Annotated in this window: 17 protein-coding genes; 6 read left to right on the top strand and 11 right to left on the bottom strand. The window is 67.0% G+C overall.

The features are described 5' to 3' along the window. Positions 1–90: 90 nt before the first annotated feature. Positions 91–1317 carry a glycosyltransferase family 4 protein gene (locus SJY20_RS07110; RefSeq protein WP_380785952.1) on the top strand — a complete coding sequence of 409 codons (1227 nt, stop codon included), beginning with the start codon at positions 91–93 and terminating at the stop codon, positions 1315–1317. Here SJY20_RS07110 and SJY20_RS07105 read toward each other — a convergent pair. Genes SJY20_RS07105 through SJY20_RS07095 form a run of 3 tightly spaced genes read right to left on the bottom strand, consistent with a single transcriptional unit; the run spans position 1233 to position 3048 of the window. Continuing rightward, positions 1233–2153 carry a hypothetical protein gene (locus tag SJY20_RS07105; RefSeq protein WP_380785950.1) on the bottom strand — a complete coding sequence of 307 codons (921 nt, stop codon included), beginning with the start codon at positions 2151–2153 and terminating at the stop codon, positions 1233–1235. The two genes, SJY20_RS07110 and SJY20_RS07105, sit on opposite strands and share 85 nt — an antisense overlap. Further along, positions 2153–2443, bottom strand: a complete 291-nt coding sequence (locus tag SJY20_RS07100; RefSeq protein ID WP_380785949.1) for a DUF2218 domain-containing protein — start codon at positions 2441–2443, stop codon at positions 2153–2155. Before SJY20_RS07100 ends, SJY20_RS07105 begins: the two co-directional genes overlap by 1 nt. Then, the gene (locus SJY20_RS07095; protein ID WP_380785948.1) at positions 2440–3048 is read right to left on the bottom strand and encodes a PadR family transcriptional regulator; all 609 of its coding nucleotides are present in this window, start codon (positions 3046–3048) and stop codon (positions 2440–2442) included. The genes SJY20_RS07100 and SJY20_RS07095 overlap by 4 nt, the downstream gene beginning before the upstream one ends. Before the next feature lie 149 nt (positions 3049–3197). On the opposite strand from SJY20_RS07095, the gene SJY20_RS07090 reads away from it, so the two are divergent. The 3 genes from SJY20_RS07090 to SJY20_RS07080 are packed head-to-tail and all read left to right on the top strand — an operon-like array spanning position 3198 to position 5741. Next, positions 3198–4514 (top strand): replication-associated recombination protein A, encoded by a 1317-nt coding sequence (locus SJY20_RS07090; RefSeq protein ID WP_380785946.1) that lies wholly within the window; start codon positions 3198–3200, stop codon positions 4512–4514. Then, entirely contained in the window at positions 4511–4852 is a 342-nt protein-coding gene (locus tag SJY20_RS07085; protein WP_380785945.1) for an MmcQ/YjbR family DNA-binding protein, read from the top strand. The genes SJY20_RS07090 and SJY20_RS07085 overlap by 4 nt, the downstream gene beginning before the upstream one ends. Then, positions 4764–5741, top strand: a complete 978-nt coding sequence (locus SJY20_RS07080; RefSeq protein WP_380785944.1) for a hypothetical protein — start codon at positions 4764–4766, stop codon at positions 5739–5741. The genes SJY20_RS07085 and SJY20_RS07080 overlap by 89 nt, the downstream gene beginning before the upstream one ends. An 8-nt stretch (positions 5742–5749) precedes the next feature. Here the strand turns inward: SJY20_RS07080 and SJY20_RS07075 are convergent, their stop codons facing one another. From SJY20_RS07075 to SJY20_RS07040, 8 genes are all read right to left on the bottom strand, one after another. Further along, positions 5750–7900, bottom strand: a complete 2151-nt coding sequence (locus tag SJY20_RS07075; RefSeq protein WP_380785942.1) for a peptidoglycan-binding protein — start codon at positions 7898–7900, stop codon at positions 5750–5752. Positions 7901–7923: 23 nt separating this feature from the next. Then, complete coding sequence (locus SJY20_RS07070; protein WP_380785941.1) at positions 7924–12216, bottom strand: S8 family serine peptidase; 4293 nt, start codon at positions 12214–12216, stop codon at positions 7924–7926. Between the two features lie 21 nt (positions 12217–12237). Next, entirely contained in the window at positions 12238–12615 is a 378-nt protein-coding gene (locus SJY20_RS07065; RefSeq protein ID WP_380785940.1) for a hypothetical protein, read from the bottom strand. A gap of 85 nt (positions 12616–12700) precedes the next feature. After that, complete coding sequence (locus SJY20_RS07060; RefSeq protein WP_380785939.1) at positions 12701–13252, bottom strand: hypothetical protein; 552 nt, start codon at positions 13250–13252, stop codon at positions 12701–12703. A gap of 22 nt (positions 13253–13274) precedes the next feature. Further along, positions 13275–13721, bottom strand: a complete 447-nt coding sequence (locus SJY20_RS07055; RefSeq protein ID WP_380785938.1) for a hypothetical protein — start codon at positions 13719–13721, stop codon at positions 13275–13277. After that, positions 13714–14805, bottom strand: a complete 1092-nt coding sequence (locus SJY20_RS07050) for a hypothetical protein (RefSeq protein ID WP_380785937.1) — start codon at positions 14803–14805, stop codon at positions 13714–13716. Before SJY20_RS07050 ends, SJY20_RS07055 begins: the two co-directional genes overlap by 8 nt. Positions 14806–14816: 11 nt before the next feature. Then, the gene (locus SJY20_RS07045; protein WP_380785936.1) at positions 14817–15110 is read right to left on the bottom strand and encodes a hypothetical protein; all 294 of its coding nucleotides are present in this window, start codon (positions 15108–15110) and stop codon (positions 14817–14819) included. Positions 15111–15307: 197 nt separating this feature from the next. Continuing rightward, positions 15308–16174: a BTAD domain-containing putative transcriptional regulator gene (locus SJY20_RS07040; RefSeq protein WP_380785935.1), complete on the bottom strand. Its 867-nt coding sequence runs from the start codon at positions 16172–16174 to the stop codon at positions 15308–15310. 571 nt (positions 16175–16745) lie between these two features. On the opposite strand from SJY20_RS07040, the gene rplK reads away from it, so the two are divergent. Then, on the top strand, positions 16746–17177 hold the full coding sequence (gene rplK / locus SJY20_RS07035) for a 50S ribosomal protein L11 (protein ID WP_380785934.1): 432 nt from the start codon (positions 16746–16748) through the stop codon (positions 17175–17177). 4 nt (positions 17178–17181) lie between these two features. After that, complete coding sequence (gene rplA / locus SJY20_RS07030; RefSeq protein WP_380785933.1) at positions 17182–17874, top strand: 50S ribosomal protein L1; 693 nt, start codon at positions 17182–17184, stop codon at positions 17872–17874. The last annotated feature ends 22 nt before the right edge of the window (positions 17875–17896 follow it).

The raw sequence follows: 17896 nt of genomic DNA, 5'->3' as shown, positions 1-17896 counted from the left end.
TGAACGGAACCGTCGGGAACGCGGCGAGTTCCGGCAGACATAGTCAAAAGGCAAGTACTTGATCCAGGTTTATACTTTTCCGGACCTGCCATGAGGATCGGGCTGCTGACCTGGGCCTATCCGCCGGAGAAGAGTGGCCTTTCGCGCGCTGCGCGTGAGATCACGCAGGCGCTGGCGCAGGCGGGGCATGACGTCCGGGTGTTCACGATGGACCGGCGCATGCGCGAGCGCGATGGCGCGGTCGAGGTGATCGGCTGCGGTTTGCGCGACGGGTCGCTTGCCGCAAGGATGCGCAAGGTCGCTGGCGCCGGTCATGTCGTTGGACCGCTCGCCTTCCTACGGGCGGTGCGGGCGGAGCATGCGCGGCGGCCGTTCGACGTGATCGAGGCGACCAACTGGTACGCGCCGGCGCTGGCGATCGCGCTGTTCGGGCCGGCGCCGCTGGCGACGCGCAACTCGACCCCGGCGGCGACATCCGCCGCGACCGCAACGTCGCTGCGGGATCGGTTCGATCGGCGTGTGGGGATGGCGTTCGAACGCTGGTCGGCGCGGCGCGGGGCGCTGATCTCCAATACCGCGCTTCATGCCGAGAAGATCGCGGCGCTGTACGGCGTGCCCGGTCCGGGTGCGGACCATGCGGTGATCGGCCTCAGCCTGCCGCCGGGGATTGCCGCGCGAGGGCAGGCTGCGGCGTATCCGACTGCGACGCCGGTCGAGCTGTTGTTCGTTGGGCGGGACGAGCATCGGAAAGGGTTCGACGCTCTGCTGGGTGCGCTCGCGATTCTCGGTGAGGAAGCGCAGGCGGGGACGCTCGATGCGTTTCGCCTGACCATCGTCGGCGTTACCGACGATGCGCTGGCCGGATTGCCGCCATCGGCTCGCGCCCATGCACGATGCTTCCACCGCGTCGACGAACAGACGCTCCACGACCTGATGGCAACCGCGCATGTCGTCGTAGCGCCGTCGCGCTACGAGAGTTTCGGACTGGTCTATCAGGAGGCGATGATGTTCGGCCGGCCGGTCGTCGCGTGCGCGGAGGATCCGAGCGCGCGGCTGTTCATCGGCGAAAGCGGCGCCGGACTGCTGGCCGCGACCTGCTCGGGACCCGACCTCGCCGACCCCCTGCGCCGGCTGATCCGCGACCCGGGCGCACGCGCGCACTTCGCCGCTGCCAGCCGCGCGGCGTCGGGGCAGTTCACGCGCGCTACGCTCGCGACGCAGACCGTTGCCGCCTATCGCACGGCGACGGGGTCGAACGGTTCGAGCAACCGCGTCTCGTCCTCGGGACGCCCCGCCCCCGCCGACATCGCCTCGTAGATCCGGGTGCGGGCACGGACGCGCTCGCCGTCCAGCCGGTGTTCGATCGCGCCCGCCAGCGCAAGCGAGCTTTCGTCGAACGGCACCACCGGGCGTTCGTGGACGCGGCCGGCAAAGCGGATGTCGCTGCGGTTGAGCCGGTACTGGATGTCGGGATAGAGCGCGGACTGCGCGCCATCGACCATGTTGCGCCGGGGCAACCCCAGCGAGCGCAACCCGTCCTGGTCCGCGCCCGCGACCAGCCAGCCGATCGCTGCCAGCAACGCCGCATCGGGCCGTTCGTCCGAATCGAGCTGCAGCACCCAGCGCGTGCCGGCCAGATCCTGGAGCCGGTTGCGCTGTGCGGCGAAGTCGCCGTCCAGCGGATGCGCGTGGCCCGAGACCCACGGCACGCGCGCCACGATCGCCGCGAGGTCTTCGGGTGTGCCGTCGATCAGGATGGTGATCCGATCGAACTGGTCGCGCAGCGTCGTGGCGAGGTCGATCACGTCCTTTGCGTCCGCGGGGCGCGCCATCACCGCAAGCGCTACCGCATGCTGCACGGTAGCCGCCGGATTGGTTGTCGCCGTGGCTGGCTGCTCGTCGGGCGCGAGGCCCGGCGACACCTGGTAGCCATAGCGCCAGGCCGCATTGCGCAGCCCGGCGCCGTCGAGCCTCCAGCTCTCGGGCGGATCGGCGGCGAGGTCGACCGCCCCCGCCGCCAGTCGCGCCTGCACCTCCGCCGCCACGCCTGGAAGGTCGCTGAAGTCGCGCACGATCAGTCGGCAATGGCTGCATTCCGGCCAGCCGCGATCGAGCCAATGGGCGTTGCCGCAGATCGGGCAGCGGGGATGCATCAGACCTCCGCCCAATCGAACGTCAGCGGCGCCTCGCGGAAGGCGAAGCGGTCGAGATGGCTCGACACCACGTCGCGCATCCGCGCGACGTCGCCGTCCTCGGGCACGGTCAGCGCGACGTCGAGCGTCTCGCTGTCCGCGCGCAGTTCCAGCACCGCACCGCCGGGGAAGGCAATGCGAGCTTCCTCCGGGGTGTGGCGCACGTCCATCTTGTGGCTCCAGTGCTTGGCAAGCTGCTGGAGGTATTTGCTCGCCGAATGCGTCGGCACGCGTGCGACTGAAACGCTCATTTCAGGCGCTCGATCTTCTGCGCGACCTCGTCGATCATTGCGGTGACCTCGTGCAGCGTGTCTTCGCCGACGTCGCCACGCATCATCCGATGTTGCAGGACCTGGCGCAGATTGCCCATTGCGCGCCGGATCGACGCGTTGTCGGTGCGTTCGGATTCCGCGTTCAGCGCCGCCAGCCGTGCGAACAACGCCTCGACGACCTCGGCCTGCTCGGCGAGCATCGCCCGTCCCTCGTCGGTCGCGGCAAAGCGCTTCTTGGCACCCTCGGACTGTTGTTCGCCGATCAGGTTCATCTCGTCGAGCAGGGTCAGCGTCGGGTACACCACGCCGGGGCTCGGTGCGTAAGTGCCGCCGGTCATCGCCTCGATCTCGCGGATCAGGTCGTAGCCGTGGCGCGGGGTGTCGGCGATCAGTTTCAGCAGCACGAGCTTCAGCTCGCCGCCATCGAACATCCGGCGACGACCGCCGCCGCCGCCGCCGAAACCGCGGCCATGCTCATGCCGGCCGCCGTGGCGATCGCCACGGACTTCCCAGCTCATCGAAAACGGGCCGCGCTCGAAATGCCCGCCCCGGGGACCGCATTCGCGGTTGTGTCTATCAAACATTCGTATTCCTTTATGTATCACGATAGCGCTAAGATATATCTTCCGAGGCTATCGTCAAGATGTATTTAAGATATATCTTCGGTTGCTGTTGGAAGCGGGAGGGAGCGGCATGGGGTGACGCCGCGGCGCTCCAACCTTACATCCGAATCATGGCCGACCTTTTCGCGGGTTTCGAACCCGCCCCCTCCCCCGACCTGCATCCTGCCAACGCGCCGCTCGCCGATCGCCTGCGGCCGCGTACGCTCGCGGAGGTTGTCGGGCAGGATCACATCACCGGTCCCGAAGGGGCGATCGGGCGGATGGTGGCGGCGGGGCGGTTGTCGTCGGTAATCCTGTGGGGGCCGCCCGGCACCGGCAAGACCACGATCGCGCGGCTGCTTGCCGATGCAGTCGACCTGCGGTTCGTCGCGATCTCGGCGGTGTTCTCCGGCGTCGCCGATCTGAAAAAGGCATTCGCCGAGGCGCGCGAGCACGCCAGGATCGGCAAGCGGACCTTGCTGTTCGTGGACGAGATCCATCGCTTCAACCGCGCGCAGCAGGATGGTTTCCTGCCTTATGTCGAGGATGGCACGGTCACGCTGGTCGGCGCGACCACCGAGAACCCGTCGTTCGAACTCAACGCCGCGTTGCTGAGCCGCGCGCAGGTGCTGATCCTCGAACGGCTCGGGCGCGGTGCGCTCGACCTGTTGCTGGAGCGGGCCGAGGCGGTGATGGAGCGCCCGCTGCCCCTGACCCCGCCGGCGAAGGATGCGCTGATCGCGAGCGCGGATGGCGATGGCCGCTTCCTGCTCAACCAGGCGGAGACGTTGTTCTCGGTCGACCTGCCCGAACCGCTCGATCCCGCCGGGTTGTCGGCGTTCCTGCAGCGCCGCGTCGCGGTGTACGACAAGGATCGCGAGGGGCATTACAACCTGATCAGCGCACTGCACAAATCGATCCGCGGGTCGGATCCGCAGGCCGCGCTTTATTATCTGGCGCGGATGCTGACCGCGGGCGAGGAACCGTTGTTCCTGCTGCGCCGCCTGACGCGCGCCGCGGTCGAGGATATCGGGCTCGCCGACCCGCAGGCGCTGGTCCAGTGCATCGCCGCCAAGGATACGTATGACTTCCTCGGGAGCCCGGAGGGCGAACTGGCGATCGCGCAGGCGTGCGTCTATCTCGCCACCGCGCCCAAATCGAATGCGGTGTACAAGGCGCAGAAGGCGGCGTGGAAATCGGCGCGCGAGACCGGGTCGCTGATGCCGCCGCCGTCGATCCGCAACGCGCCGACCAAGCTGATGCGCGATATCGGGTACGGCAAGGGCTATGCCTATGATCACGACGCCGAGGATGCGTTCTCGGGATCGGACTATTGGCCCGAGGAAATGGATCCGCAGACGTTCTACACCCCGACCGAGCGCGGGTTCGAGAAGCGGCTGTCCGAACGGCTTGCCTATTGGGACGAACGGCGGACCAAGCGGACGTGAGGGACTGGGATGCGGTCGCCGCGTTCGCGCTGTCGTTGCTCGGGACCGAGGCGTCGACCTCCTACGGCCAGCCGGCGGTCAAGGTGCGCGGGAAGATGTTCGTCAGCACGGGGCATGAGGACGGCAGCTTCCATGTCCGCAGCGCTTTCGAAGAGAAGGCGCTGCTGATCGAAACCGATCCGGCGACCTTCTGGCAGACGCCGCATTACGCGAGCTGGCCCGGGCTGCTGGTGCGGTACGGCAGCGGCGATGCGGATCGCATCCGCGCAGTCATCGCCCGCGCGTGGTGGGATCAGGCGCCAGCGCGGCTGCGAAGGGAATTCGGCGATCGCCCCTGACCGGTTCACGCGCTTCGCGGCGATCGACTGGTCGGGCGCGCGGGGATCGTCGCACAAGGGAATCGCGGTGGCGGTGTGCGAAACCGGCGATGCGGCGCCGGTATTGGTCGCGCCGCCCGGCCGGGCGTGGTCGCGGATGGCGGTGCACGACTGGCTGCTCGACCAGGCGGATACCGGATTGCTCGTCGGGCTGGACCTGTCGCCTGCGTTCCCGTTCATCGACGCGGGCGCGTATTTCCCCGGCTGGCATGACAGCCCTGCCGATGCGCGGGCGTTGTGGGCGATGGTCGACGCGCTGGCGGTGGGCGACGCCGACTTCGCCGCGGATGGCTTCCTGGCCGATCCGGACACTCGCCGCCATTTCCGCCAGCATCGCGACTGCGGCGACCTGTTCCCCGGCGGCGCGGGGCGGATGCGGGTGTGCGAGATCGGTACGCGTGCGATGGGGCTGTCGCCGACTAGCAGCTTCAACCTCGTCGGTGCGGCGCAGGTCGGCAAGGCGAGTTTGACCGGCATGCGCGTGCTCCACAGCCTGCAAAAGCGCGTGCCGATCTGGCCGTTCGATCCAGTGCCGGATCGCGGCACGCTCATCGTCGAGATCTATACCACGATCGCCGCACGCGCCGCCGGCATTCGCGCCGGCCGCAGCAAGATGCGCGATGCCGCCTCGCTCGATGCCGCGCTGATCGCGCTCGGCTCGCGGCCGCACGTCTCGCTGCCCCGGTACGACGACCATGCGACCGACGCGATCCTGACCGCCGCCTGGCTTCGCGTCAGCGCGGGGCGTCCAGACCTGTGGGCACCCTCCGGCCTTACCCCGCATATCGCGCGGACCGAAGGATGGACGTTCGGGGTGCCATCCGTGACGGGATATTTCGCGGCGAGCTAGCGTCCCGATCAGACGGTGAAGGAGCCGCGGTCGTGCGAGAATGCAGCGAACGAGGCCGCACGCTCGGGATCCATCGCCGCCAGCGCGGCGACGACCCGCGGCTCGGCCCGCGCCGCCGCCGGCGCCTGGCTGAGATCGATGCCCGGATGCAGTCCGACGAACGTCGCCAACGCGCGCGCGACGCTGTCGAGAACCGCGCCCGTGCCGCTGTTGACCGCCCGATCGGCCATCACGCCGACGCCGTAGGTCGAACTGACCACATCGCTGATGGTCACCGGATGACCGGGGACGCGGCGCGCACGGACAGCGGTGATCTGAGTTGCGATGGCGTGGAGGATCTGGATGTCCTGCACCGCCTGCTCGACCCCCAACCGGGAGACGATTGCGGTCAGTTTTGGATCGACCTGGATCGCAGAGGCGGCGTCCGCGCCGCGCACGACGCTGCCGTCGGCACCCGCCAGTTCGACCTCGTGCGCAGTGACGTCGATACCATAGCGCTGCAATCGGTCGTGATAGACCTGCGGTTCACGCCGTTTCACCTCGGCCAGCAACGGCACCAGCGATCCGTTGCCGCCCTCGCCGAAGGTCCACTGGATGAACCCGAAGGTCACGACCGCGCGATCCCAGGTGTTGACGTTGCTGAAGACACCCTCGTGCTGCGAGATGATCGTTAGGATACGCAGGTGGTCGCCGGTAGCGACCTGGCCCAGCCGGGCATTGACCACTGCGCGGGTATCGCCGTCCGCCTCGCCTTCCATGCCGCGCGCGTCCACCGTCCCAAAGGCGACGACATTGTCGTGCAGCCGGATCGTGTGGCCGTCGACCGTGACCATGTGGTGGTGCTGGGTGATCGCGACCAGCGGCACGAAGGCTGTGACCAGAAGGTCGACCGCAGCGGTCGCCTCTGTCCATTCGGTCATGATCGGGGCCAGCGCCAGTTCCGCGGCGGCGATCGCGGCGGCGTCGCGATGTCGCCGTGCCGCCGCGACGGCCAATTCGGCTGCGCGTTTGCGCGGTTGCAGCGCACGGGTCGCTCGATTGTGACGATAGCCCTGATCGCGCAACCATTGCAGGATAGCGGCGCTCGCGACCTCGACCGGGTGGTGCACCTGTGCGAGTGCGCGCTCGGCGGCGGCGATCACCCGCGCCTGCGCAACCGTCGGCACGCCGCCCCCCGCCGCCTGCGCCGTTGCCAGCTGTCGCTCCGCCTTTGCCTGCGCCCGGCGCGCATCGGCAAGCTGGCGAAAGATCGCGCGCTTAGACGGGGTGTTGGCAAAGGCGATCGCATTGAAGTCGATGAAATTGGGCTGGAGACCGATAGCCAGGGCACGCGTGGCCACCGTGATCGCGGCCAGGTTCGTGCCGATATCCGCCGCCGTCACGTCGGTCGCCTGCTCGCCGGCGGACACCGGGTCGAGCGGCGGGTCCGGCGCCAACGGATCGGGTAGCGGCGCGGGGAGATCGGCGCCGGTCGGAGTCAGCGGCGACCCGCGATAATTCGTCTGGTTTACCGCAATCTGCTGCGTGCCCGGGACCGCATTGTGCGACACCAGCGCCGACCATGTCAGCGCATCGAGCACGCCATCGGTCCGACCCGTGCCGCGCGGCAAGGCGCGATGCTGGAACTGCCCGACCGCCTGCCGCGTGCGATGGCCAAAGCGCCCGTCGACCTTGAGCGGCACGGTATCGCGGCCGACACCGTCGCGTTCGCTATGATCCTCACCGAGCAGGTTGAGCCGCGCCTGCATGTCGCGGACGGCGGGCCCGTAGGAACCGAACCGCAGCATGGCGTGGTTCGCAGCCGCGATCGCGATCGCCTGCCCGGCGTCCTCGGCACGACGTAGCACTGTGGTCTGCGGCAACAGCAAGCCGTCCGGGCCGGCGATCCGAAGCGCCCCGCCGTCATTGCCGACCGCGACATACTGGCCGGGTGCGCGCGCGTCGGCGCCCAATCGCAATGCGTCGGCGCGGTCGAGCAGATCGGGGTCCTGGACGATCGCCGTCCGTCCGCCATCGACCAGGATATCGCCACGCTGCAACGGCGCCGCGAGGCGCCGGCCGGGATAGGCGAGAAACATGATCGCAGTGTCGCGGGGGTCGATCGCGCGAGTCAGCAGATCGCCGCACCCCTCGTCGTTGGCCTGGCTTTCGCTGGTCATCGCACTCTCCCTCTTCTGACTGGTCACGGCACTGGATCGGCGAACGGCCGCATCGCTTCGGCTTGTTCGGTCGTCACCCAGCTCGACGTTGCGGCAATGTCGAAATCGATCATCCGGGCGGTGGTGGGCCGCATGGATTTACGCCAGAGCGCTGCGCTGGCGACGCCGTCCGGCAGCATCGCCAGTTCCGTCGGCGTCTTGTTGCTCAGACCCAGATGTTCTCGCCACAGGCGCATGCGATAGCGTTGGGCAAAGGTCGGCAGAGGGGCGCCGATGCCCCCGCCCTCAGTCCATTCGCGCGCGGCCAACGCCGTCGAAGCGACCAGCGGCGGTGGATCGTCATCGAAGATGAACGCGCAGACCTCGCTGTCATGCTGATACCCGCGGCGGTTGCAGTTTGCCGATCCGACAACCACCAGTTCGTCGTCGAACACCCAAGTCTTGGAATGCACATAGTCGTGGCAGCCGATCACCGATTTCTGCGGGTCGTGCGAAAGCTCAAACACGCCGATCTTGCGATCATTCGGCTCTGACAAGTTATGCCTCACTCGCTCGATGAACCTTTTGCGATAATGGCCGTCGACTACGGGCAAGGCCAATCCGTTCGCCGGGACCAGGATCGTCAGGTGTTCGATATGCGGGATCGCCGCGTTGAGCGCGGAAGCGATGTCGCGGGCCCTGGAGAAATTCGGATCCGGATAGTCGAAGAGATATTGGTCCTCGATATAGATGAAGCGGATTGCCTGGGCGATGGCGCGCAGGAGGAGGTGCTGGATATCGCGCTCGACGCGAAAGCCGGTGGGGTTCCTGCTTGGATGGAACTGGTTGTGAACCGGGTTGAAGGTTCGCGCGATGATCACCGACATCGTGCCCAGCCCCATGCCGTCGACCGGGTCGGGAATCGTCAAGGCTGGCGGTGTCGGCTCGGTAGCGCCGCGCAACGGCTCGATCCGGTGCGCCGGATCGGCCTCGATCTTGGCGCCCTCCGGATGATGCCGCCAGCGCCGCATGAACGTTTCCAGAAGGTCCCACGCGGAGGGCCCGACGATCCGGCAATGCGTATCATGCTGCGGGTCCGACGGCTTCACCTCGTAGAGGCGGTTGCTGTTGATATCGACGCCGCCGCAATAGGCGACCAAGGTGTCGCCGCGCTTGACCACCAGCACCTTTTGATGATGCGCCCCGGTCATGCGGATCAGGTCGGGCTGGATTGCGGTCAGGATGATCGGGATCAATTTGGGATCGACCTTCGCGGCGACAAGCGCCGCGAACAGCCGCGCGGTGGACGCCGGCGTCTTGTTCGCGGTCTCGTCGTCGCGGATGGCGACGCCATTCTTCATCAGGTTGATCCGCACGACCGCCTGCGTGCCCGACAACGGTGGTTTGGCCCACAGCATCACTCGCACCTGCACGCCCGCGTCCGATGCGCGTTGTAGCAGCGTGATGATGTTGCGCCCTTCGCTCGACTGCGTCGGACCGGCGGGGCAGGCGTGCTCGACGCCGATCCGCGACGGAACCGGCACCAGATCGAAATCGTCGACCATGTCCCAGCCGAGCAAATAGATATAATCCCCCGCTCCCTTCGTCGCGGCGATATCGGACGTCATCTCCTCATAGGTCTCGCGCCCGTCGATCAGCGACCGCACCGCGTTCCCCGACCGCAACCGCGCATCGGGTGACAGCAGCGGCGCCAGGATGGGCGCCCACCGCGTCGGATCCAGCGGCCGGTCGACCACACGAATGATCGGCGGCAGCGACGGTGGCCAACTCGGCGGCGAGGTCGGCGGGTCTCCCGGGTCGATCGGCGGCGTCCAAGGTTGCTCGAACGACCAGGCATCGATCTTCGCCCAGGTCCTGGGTCCGATGACTCCGTCCCACTCGGCGCGCTGATCCGGGAACGCCAGCTGCTGGAACGAGACGGTGGCCGCGCGTGTGTTCGGACCAAAGCTTGCGTCGACCTGCAGCGGGCACCGGGCGATCCGGCTTTCCTGTCGCGCCGCCCGCGCGGCGTCGATGCGGTTCAACCGCTGTTGCGCATCCTGGACGGGCGACCCGCGCGATCCCTGTCGGATGGTCGGTCGGCCCACCTCCGGCGGCAACGCGGGCGTTTCGCCATAAGCGGGGCTGCCGATGGCCGGCATCGGAACGCCGGCGCGAACGATGGTCATATCGTCGCGCAGCATGCGATCCGAACCATAGAGGCGAAGCCGGGTACCGAGATCGTCCCGTCCCGACGCCAGGTCCGCGATATCGATCGCCTCGGCCTCGACATGGCCCGATCGTTCGGGGCCCGCGGTCAGCACGTAGTTCCTTGCCGGTCCCGCGATCGGGCGTACCACGACGATGTCACCGGCGACGAAATCGTCGCGTACCCGGCGCCCCGGCCATGCCACCACGGTGAGATCGGCATCGTCGGGATCGAGCGCACGCGAGAGGATCGAGCCCTGCGGCGCCGTCGTATGCGATCGATCGATGAGCTCGCCGGGCATGATATTCTCCCTCAATTCGACGGATTCCGGCGCAGATGTGATCGCGACATCTTCAGGCGACCGCGGGGGCGTGCCGGCCTTCGGCCGACGTGGCGTACGCGGTGCGAGCCGACGGGCGGCGATCACCGCGGCTTCGGTATCGAGGAGGCCAAAACCCCAGCGTTCGCCACGCTCGACATCACCATCCGGTACTGAAGCGAGACTGGCGAACAGGATACGGCGAAGCGTCTCGATCGGCTGCGCTCCCGCCGCCTGCAACATCAGCGCCGCCGTGCCGGTGACGTGCGGCGCCGCCATGCTGGTACCGCTCATCGACACATAACCCGGCTCGATCGTCGCATCCTCGCGCGACCGGACCGAAGGGATGCGCACCCCGGGCGCCACCAGCAGCGGCTTCGGCCGGCCGTCGCGGGTCGGGCCTGCACTGGAGAACCCGGCAAGCGATCGGGCAGGATCATAGGGATCATAGGCGCCGACCGCGATGGTGTGCAGCGCGTTGCAGATGCTGCCGGTCGTCGACAGGCCGGATGCCCGATCGGTATCGAACCGTCCCTGGCATTTGGGACAGGCGGCATTCCGTTCGATCCAGGCGTGCCAGCGCCCGTCGACCACGTCGGTGCCAGTGATCTCGATCAACCAGTCCCCGGCGGGTGCGTGCGGCTGCAGCATCAGCGCGATCAGATGGTCGCCGTTATTCGGGTCATGTTCGCGGTGGTACAGGCGCGCGAGCAACCGGCCGGTTGGGTCGCGTAGCTCCGCGCTCTTCCCCCGCGCCGCTTCGGCGACACTCCCGTCGGGTGCGACCGCGCGGGCTTCGAACCGGTCCATGCCGCGGTACCAGATTTCGACGCTGGCCTCGGTCGCATCGCTCCGCGGCAGCCGAAACGGCAGGCGGTCGGTCGCGGCGCTGTGCAGACGCCCCTGCATATGGACGTCGCGCGCGAAGTAATTGCCGGTGCTCTGCACCACGACGGTGCCGGGTCGCTGCAGAACGAGCCAGTCGATCGCCTGTTCGATCAGCAGCGTGCCGTCATGCGGACCGGCGTGACGGCCGATGCTCATGTTGATCGCAAGCGGTCGGTCCCCCGCGATCTTCGCCACGAAGTCGACCGCTTCGAGAAGGTCGATCGAATTGCCGAGATCGCCGACGCCGGGTCCCAGATGGACGAACACCAGATCGGCATCCGGCGCGACCCCGGGCATCCCGCCTGCCAGGCCATTGCCTGCCGCGATCCCGAGCACATGCGTTCCGTGTGCGGGGCGCCCCCCCGCCCCCGGCCGATACGCCAGCGCCGCGAACGGATCGGCGGTCGCGAGCGCGGCATCGATCTCGGCGCGCGGATGCACCCGGCCATAGCCGTAATGCGGCGCCGGCCCCGATGCGCGCTGATCCCAGATTGCGAGGAAGCGTGATTTTCCGTCGCGCGTGCGGAAGTCGGGATGCGCGAAATCGATGCCCCAGTCGATCACCGCGACGACGGTGCCGCGCCCGGTCTCGGCGAGCCCGGGCGGTCGCCGTCGATAGTCTTCGTCGGGCGCCGGATCGCGTTCTTCGATCGTGATGTCGCCGCCCGGGACAGTATGAACGGAGCAAACCGGGCCGTCCTCGCCGGCATAGACGCGCGGCGACTTCATGCTCGCGATGGCCGGATCGGCGTAGATGGACGCCAGATCGCCGCGTCGCGCCCGCGCGGTCGCGATCGTCCCGAAACGCGCGATCAGCCTGAGGCCGGGCGGTGGCTCCCGGCCGGCGACGAGGCGGACGATGATCGCCACGTCGTCGGCGGGTGGTCCGCGCGCGATCAGCTCCTGAAGGCCCGGATCCATGGCAAATCCCTCTCTTCGCGATCAGCCCTGCTTCTTGGTGACGATGATCAAGTTCGCATCCTCGACCGATTTGGCGGCGGCCTTTGCCGATAGATCGGCCCGGGCCGCAGCGTCCCGCGCATCAATCACCGACAGGTTCGCTTCGCTGGCAGCGTCGGTCGCGATCAGCGCCTCTTCCTTCGAAGCCGCGACCGCGTCTGCGACCGAATCGCACGTCCCTTTTCCGCCGCCATCCGAGGGCTCGCTGTTGTGCATGGCCCGCACGGCAAGCAGGCTGACGACCGGATTGCCGACCACGAGCGAGATCAACTTCGCCCGCGACAACGCGTCTCCGGTCAGGCCCTGCGCCTCGGCGGCCTTCGTACCGACCAACAGGCTGATCAATTGATTTTGTGACATGGACTGGCTCCGCTGTTGGGAAAGGCCGGTTCGGACGCCTGGACGCGCGGTCGCCGTCCGAACCGTAAAGGCACGAAGGGGCGGCTCAGAGTGTCGACATCGCCATGACCATCATCATGGTCATCATCGACCCGTTGGAATCGCCCGGCGTGGACGACGACGAACCGCCCAGCATCCCGCCGTACATCAGCATCGGCATGAGCTTGGACAGCTTGTCGTTGCCGCCCGAGACGAGCGGCAGGATCATCGCGATCTGCCGCGATTCATCGACGCTCTTGCGAAGTTCGGCGGTCTCCCGCTTGCGAAGCACGATCTCCTTGCGCAACGCCGCGCTCAGCGCCGTGACTTCGCGCTCGGTCGATACCGTGCGTCGATCGAGCGACTTGACGGAATTGCTGAGCATGCCGATCCGGCCATCCAGCTTCCTGGCGGTGGCTTCGAGTTCGGCCTTGCTGGCATAGCCGGACGGCGGCGGCTTGACCGTGGAGTTGCCGTGCTGCGGCGTCCGCAAGGGCGGAGGCCGGCGCCCCTTGTTGCGACGCGAGGCTTCGCCGAGATCGAGCTCCGCCAGTTCGTCGAATTCATCGAATTCGTCGAACTCGGTATCGAGAAGGCCTTCAATGTCTTCGGTAAGCATCTGTCGTCTCCTTGCTCAAAAGTCAGTGTCCAGTCGCCGCATGCTGGCGTGTCGGCGGTTCGCGACGCCCGATCAGTGCGGCCCGTGCCACAGGATCGGGCCGCACCATGCCGACGCCGCCCCGCCCCCTGCATCCCGGACACAGATCGTCGTCGCCCCAGCAGAGTCCGCAGGCGCCGAGCGCAGCCGCGAGCCGGCCAAGCCGACCCATGGCCACCGCGTTGGCGTCGTGAAGCTGGCGCGCGACGCGGGTCATCTTGACCAGCCGTGTCTCCGCGGCATCGAGCCGCTCGCTCAGGTCGGCGATCAGATCGTCGCGTTCGTCGGGCTTGTCCTCGGTCGACGGCGCCTGCTGCGACTGCATCAGCTTCATCATCATCGCCACGCGCGGATCCTCGTCCGCGAGGCCCTGCATGATCTGGGCGGGATCGACCGTGCCGGCCTGCGCAAAGACTGCCGGATCAAACACGGACCGTCTCGTCGAATTCGCGAAAGATGTCGGCATCTTCGTTCCAGTCTTCGGGCCACGCTTCCGACGTGTCTTCCCCGACCAGATCCTCGCCGACCAGATCTTCGCTTACCCAGGCTTCGAGATAGCCGTGCTCGGCTTCGCTAGAGATCATCTCGCCGGCGGGAAAATACGGATCGTTGGCGTTGATCTGGATGGTCGTGGCCGGACCATGGTTCATCCAGAGCGACGGAGTCAGCGCGAGCACGGCGAGCAGCGCGTCGGCGCGGCCCTCGGCGTCTTCGGGGTCGATGCCCAGGACTTCGGCCGCGCTGGACGCATATTCCGGCGTTTCGGCGGCGCCCTCGTCGAACTCCGCGGCCTCATGCGCGGCGCGACCCGCGATGTTGCTGAGCGCGGCCAGCATCTGCGAAACCGCAACCGGCTGCTGCCCAACCAGTACCGACTGACGCCCCGCCGATCCCATCATCGCCGCGGTCACCGACTGCAGCAATTCCGGGCGCGACAACAAGCCCATCAACATGTTCACGCCGCCGGTCGCGCCATGGTCCCCGCCCCCATTCGCGCCCCCGTTGGCGTCGCCGCCGCGGGCGGTCTGCAGGCTGCCGAGCACGCTCCTGCCGGCAGAGGTGGTGCCCAACGCGCCGCTGGCCACCGAAGACAGCGACCCGAGCCCCCCGCCGATGCCACCACCGCGCACGGTGGAGACCAGGCTGCCCGCGCCGTGGATCGCACCACCGATGCGGCGCGCGGTCGGGTTGGACGATTGGCCCAGCAACCCGCTGGCAAGACCCGCACCGGCACCGATCAGGGCGCCCCAGGGACCAAAGGCCGCGCCACTCGATGCACCCTGCCCGATCGCCGGAAGCGCCTTGGCGAGCATCGGTGCCGCCTGCTGCGCGAACTGGCCGACCCCCTTGGCGACGTGCTGCAAGCCGCGGCCGAAATCGTCGAACAGGCCCTCGACATCCTCCGCGTCGACCTCTGGTCCATAGATGCCGCGCACCAGCTTTTGCAGCTCGGGCAGCGGCAGGTCGGCATAGCGGGTATCGAGGCTGGCCCGCAGCAGCGGATAGTCAGACATCAGGCTTCTCCTCACCGAAAGACATCGTCGCGATCCGTCGATCCATTGGACGAACCGACTTCATCGTGTCCGCCGGTCGGGACCAACAGCATGTCATCCGCGGCGAAGGCCCCGTCGAGCAGGTCGACCAGCCGGTCGAACCCCTCGAATCCGACGGCGCGCCCGCGCGACAGGTCGCGTACCGTGCCGCGAAGGACCGCGGCGTCGGCGACGCTTCCCTCGCGCCAGCACCGGACCACCAGCGTCTTGGCGCGCTGCGATGGCGCTCGCGCGGCGCGGGGGTCAGACGGATTGCGATCATTCAATGCCTCCTCCGTTCGCGAGATGGCGCCCACGGCGCAGATCGTTCGAGCGACGGGGTCAAGTCACCATGCCCGCATCACCACTGCATCAACACGCGATCACCGCCGCATCACCACCGGCCAAGGCACGGAGAACGCGCGTATAAAACTTCGATGGAATGCGGCGGGACGGTGTGCCGGCGGGACGCCAAGCCGGTCGGTCAGCGCGACTCGGCGATCAGGCGATCGAGCAGGCGCAGAGTCGATGCCATTCGGGATCTGGCCAGGACCAGGGCGCGATGTGGCGACAGCATAGGTATCGCCGGCGGTTCGGACACCAGCGGTTCGCCGGACGACGTCAAGCGGGATACCAGCGCGCGGGTTTCGGCCATCGGCGAGACCTGGAGCTCGCGCTCCAGATACGTCCGGAAGTCATTATATTGCTGGAGCGCCAACCCCCGGCTTCCGACCTCCATATAGGCTTGGATCAGCAACCGCTGGGCGTCCTCGCGTAGCGGCTCGACCTCGCACAGTGCGCGACATATCTCGAGCGTGTCCTGCCATTGGCAATGCCGCGCACAGACGCGAGCGAGCTGGAAACCGGCGTCGAGATACAGCGCGCGCAATCTTTCGCGTTCGATCATGATCGATTCGAGATCGCACATCGCGAGCAGGTCGCCGGCATAGGCGGCTAGCCCGCGTCGCAGCTTCACGCGGGCCGCGGCGCTGTCGAGGCTGCCGGGATCGTCGAGCGCATGCACCGCGCGTCGGGCCATCGCCAGCGCGTCGATCCAGACATTCGGGCCCGGCCGCAACGCGATCTGATCGCCCTCGACGTGGAAGACATCGTCGAAGCAGGGCAGCCGCTTTCTGATCCGCCACAACGCCGATGCAAGGCATTGGCGGGCGGCATCCTCGCTGGCGTCGGGCCACAGTTCGGCGGCCAGCGCATGTCGGTTACGGGCATGACGCTGCGCGGCCAACAGGCTCCCAATCAGCGGCCATGCCACCGCCGGCAACGCGGCCGCACGCCGCCGCCCGGTCATCACCGCCGTATTGCCAAGCACCAGGATCCGCCAGATCGCCATCCCCGCCTTTCGGATCGGCCGCGCAGTCGGGATTGCCTGTCGAACCGGCTGAAACACGCGGCGCCGACCTGATCAATTCTCGAAACGCGGGAGACGCCCCCATCACGCAACACATCGACTAGAACCACCGAAAGGATCGGACCGCCGACTCGACGCTTCAAATGCATAAGGCCATAAAATGTGAGTACGCAACTTTTTAAAGCGCGTTAACGGCGTTAATTCTGGCCTAAGCTGAGCATTAGGACTCTAATTGACAACCGGTGATTGTACTAAACTATATTTAACCAGGTTCTACTCGTTCAGTTTGGATCGAGTTACCGCCTAAACACCTGATCTTGCCAAGTAAACATTGCTCCAGATCTAATCTAGTCTTTGCATCGGGCGACACGGTGTGCAAAAACAGGATGACTGTGGGGTATGTCGATCGCCCTGCCCTGGCAGGTATGCAAGACCGGTTGCCGCTGCACGCGTTTTGCGCTATCCGCGCCGGCTTCCAAAGCTATAGCGTTGGAATGCTTGCGGGAGGGTGCCCTGGTGCCCGCTTGGACCGCTTAACTTGAGAAGAGTGAAAATGGCAAAGAAGATTACCGGATACATCAAGCTGCAGGTGCCTGCAGGCGAGGCCAAGCCGGCACCGCCGATCGGGCCTGCACTGGGTCAGCGCGGCGTCAACATCATGGAGTTCTGCAAGGCGTTCAACGCCGGCACGGGCGACCTGAAGAAGGGCATGCCGATCCCGACCGTCATCACGGTCTATGCGGATCGTTCGTTCTCGTTCGAGACCAAGACGCCGCCGGCATCGTACCTGATCAAGGAGGCCGCCGGTCTCAAGTCGGGTTCCAAGGAGCCCGGCAAGGTCGTCGCCGGCAAGATCACGCGCACCCAGCTGAGCGAGATCGCCACGACGAAGATGAAGGACCTGAACGCCAACGACATCGTCGCGGCAACGAAGATCATCGAGGGCTCCGCCCGCGCGATGGGCCTCGAAGTGGTGGAGGGCTGATATCATGACCAAGCTGACCAAGAAGCAGAAGACCATCACGATCGATCGTGAGAAGCTGCACATGATCGACGAGGCCATCGGCCTGGCGCGCTCGGGCGCAACCTCGAAGTTCGACGAGACCATCGAAGTCGCGCTGAACCTGGGCGTCGATCCGCGTCACGCAGACCAGATGGTCCGCGGCGTGGTGACGCTGCCCAAGGGCACCGGCAAGACGGTTCGCGTTGCCGTGTTCGCACGCGGCGCCAAGGCTGACGAAGCCACGGCTGCTGGTGCAGACGTGGTCGGTGCCGAGGACCTGATGGAGACCATCCAGGGTGGCACGATCGATTTCGATCGCTGCATCGCGACCCCGGACATGATGGGCATCGTCGGTCGCCTCGGCAAGGTGCTGGGTCCGAAGGGCCTGATGCCGAACCCGAAGCTCGGCACGGTGACGATGAACGTCGCAGCGGCGGTCCAGGCTGCCAAGGGCGGCCAAATCGAATACCGCGTCGAAAAGGCCGGCATCATCCATTCGGGCATCGGCAAGGCGTCGTTCCCGGCAGAGGACCTGCGCGCGAACTTCGACGCGCTGGTCGATGCCGTGGTCAAGGCCAAGCCGTCGGGCGCCAAGGGCAAGTATGTCCGCAAGGTCGCGATTTCGAGCACCATGGGTGCCGGGATTAAAGTCGACACGGCCGAGGTTGCTGGCGCCTAAGCGCTTCGCACTTCGATAGTTA

It is taken from the genome of Sphingomonas sp. R86521, assembly GCF_042466235.1.
In the GTDB taxonomy this organism is placed as follows: Bacteria; Pseudomonadota; Alphaproteobacteria; order Sphingomonadales; family Sphingomonadaceae; genus Sphingomonas.
Note: the sequence above shows the minus strand (reverse complement) of the source record. Positions and strands in the feature narration are given on the sequence as shown.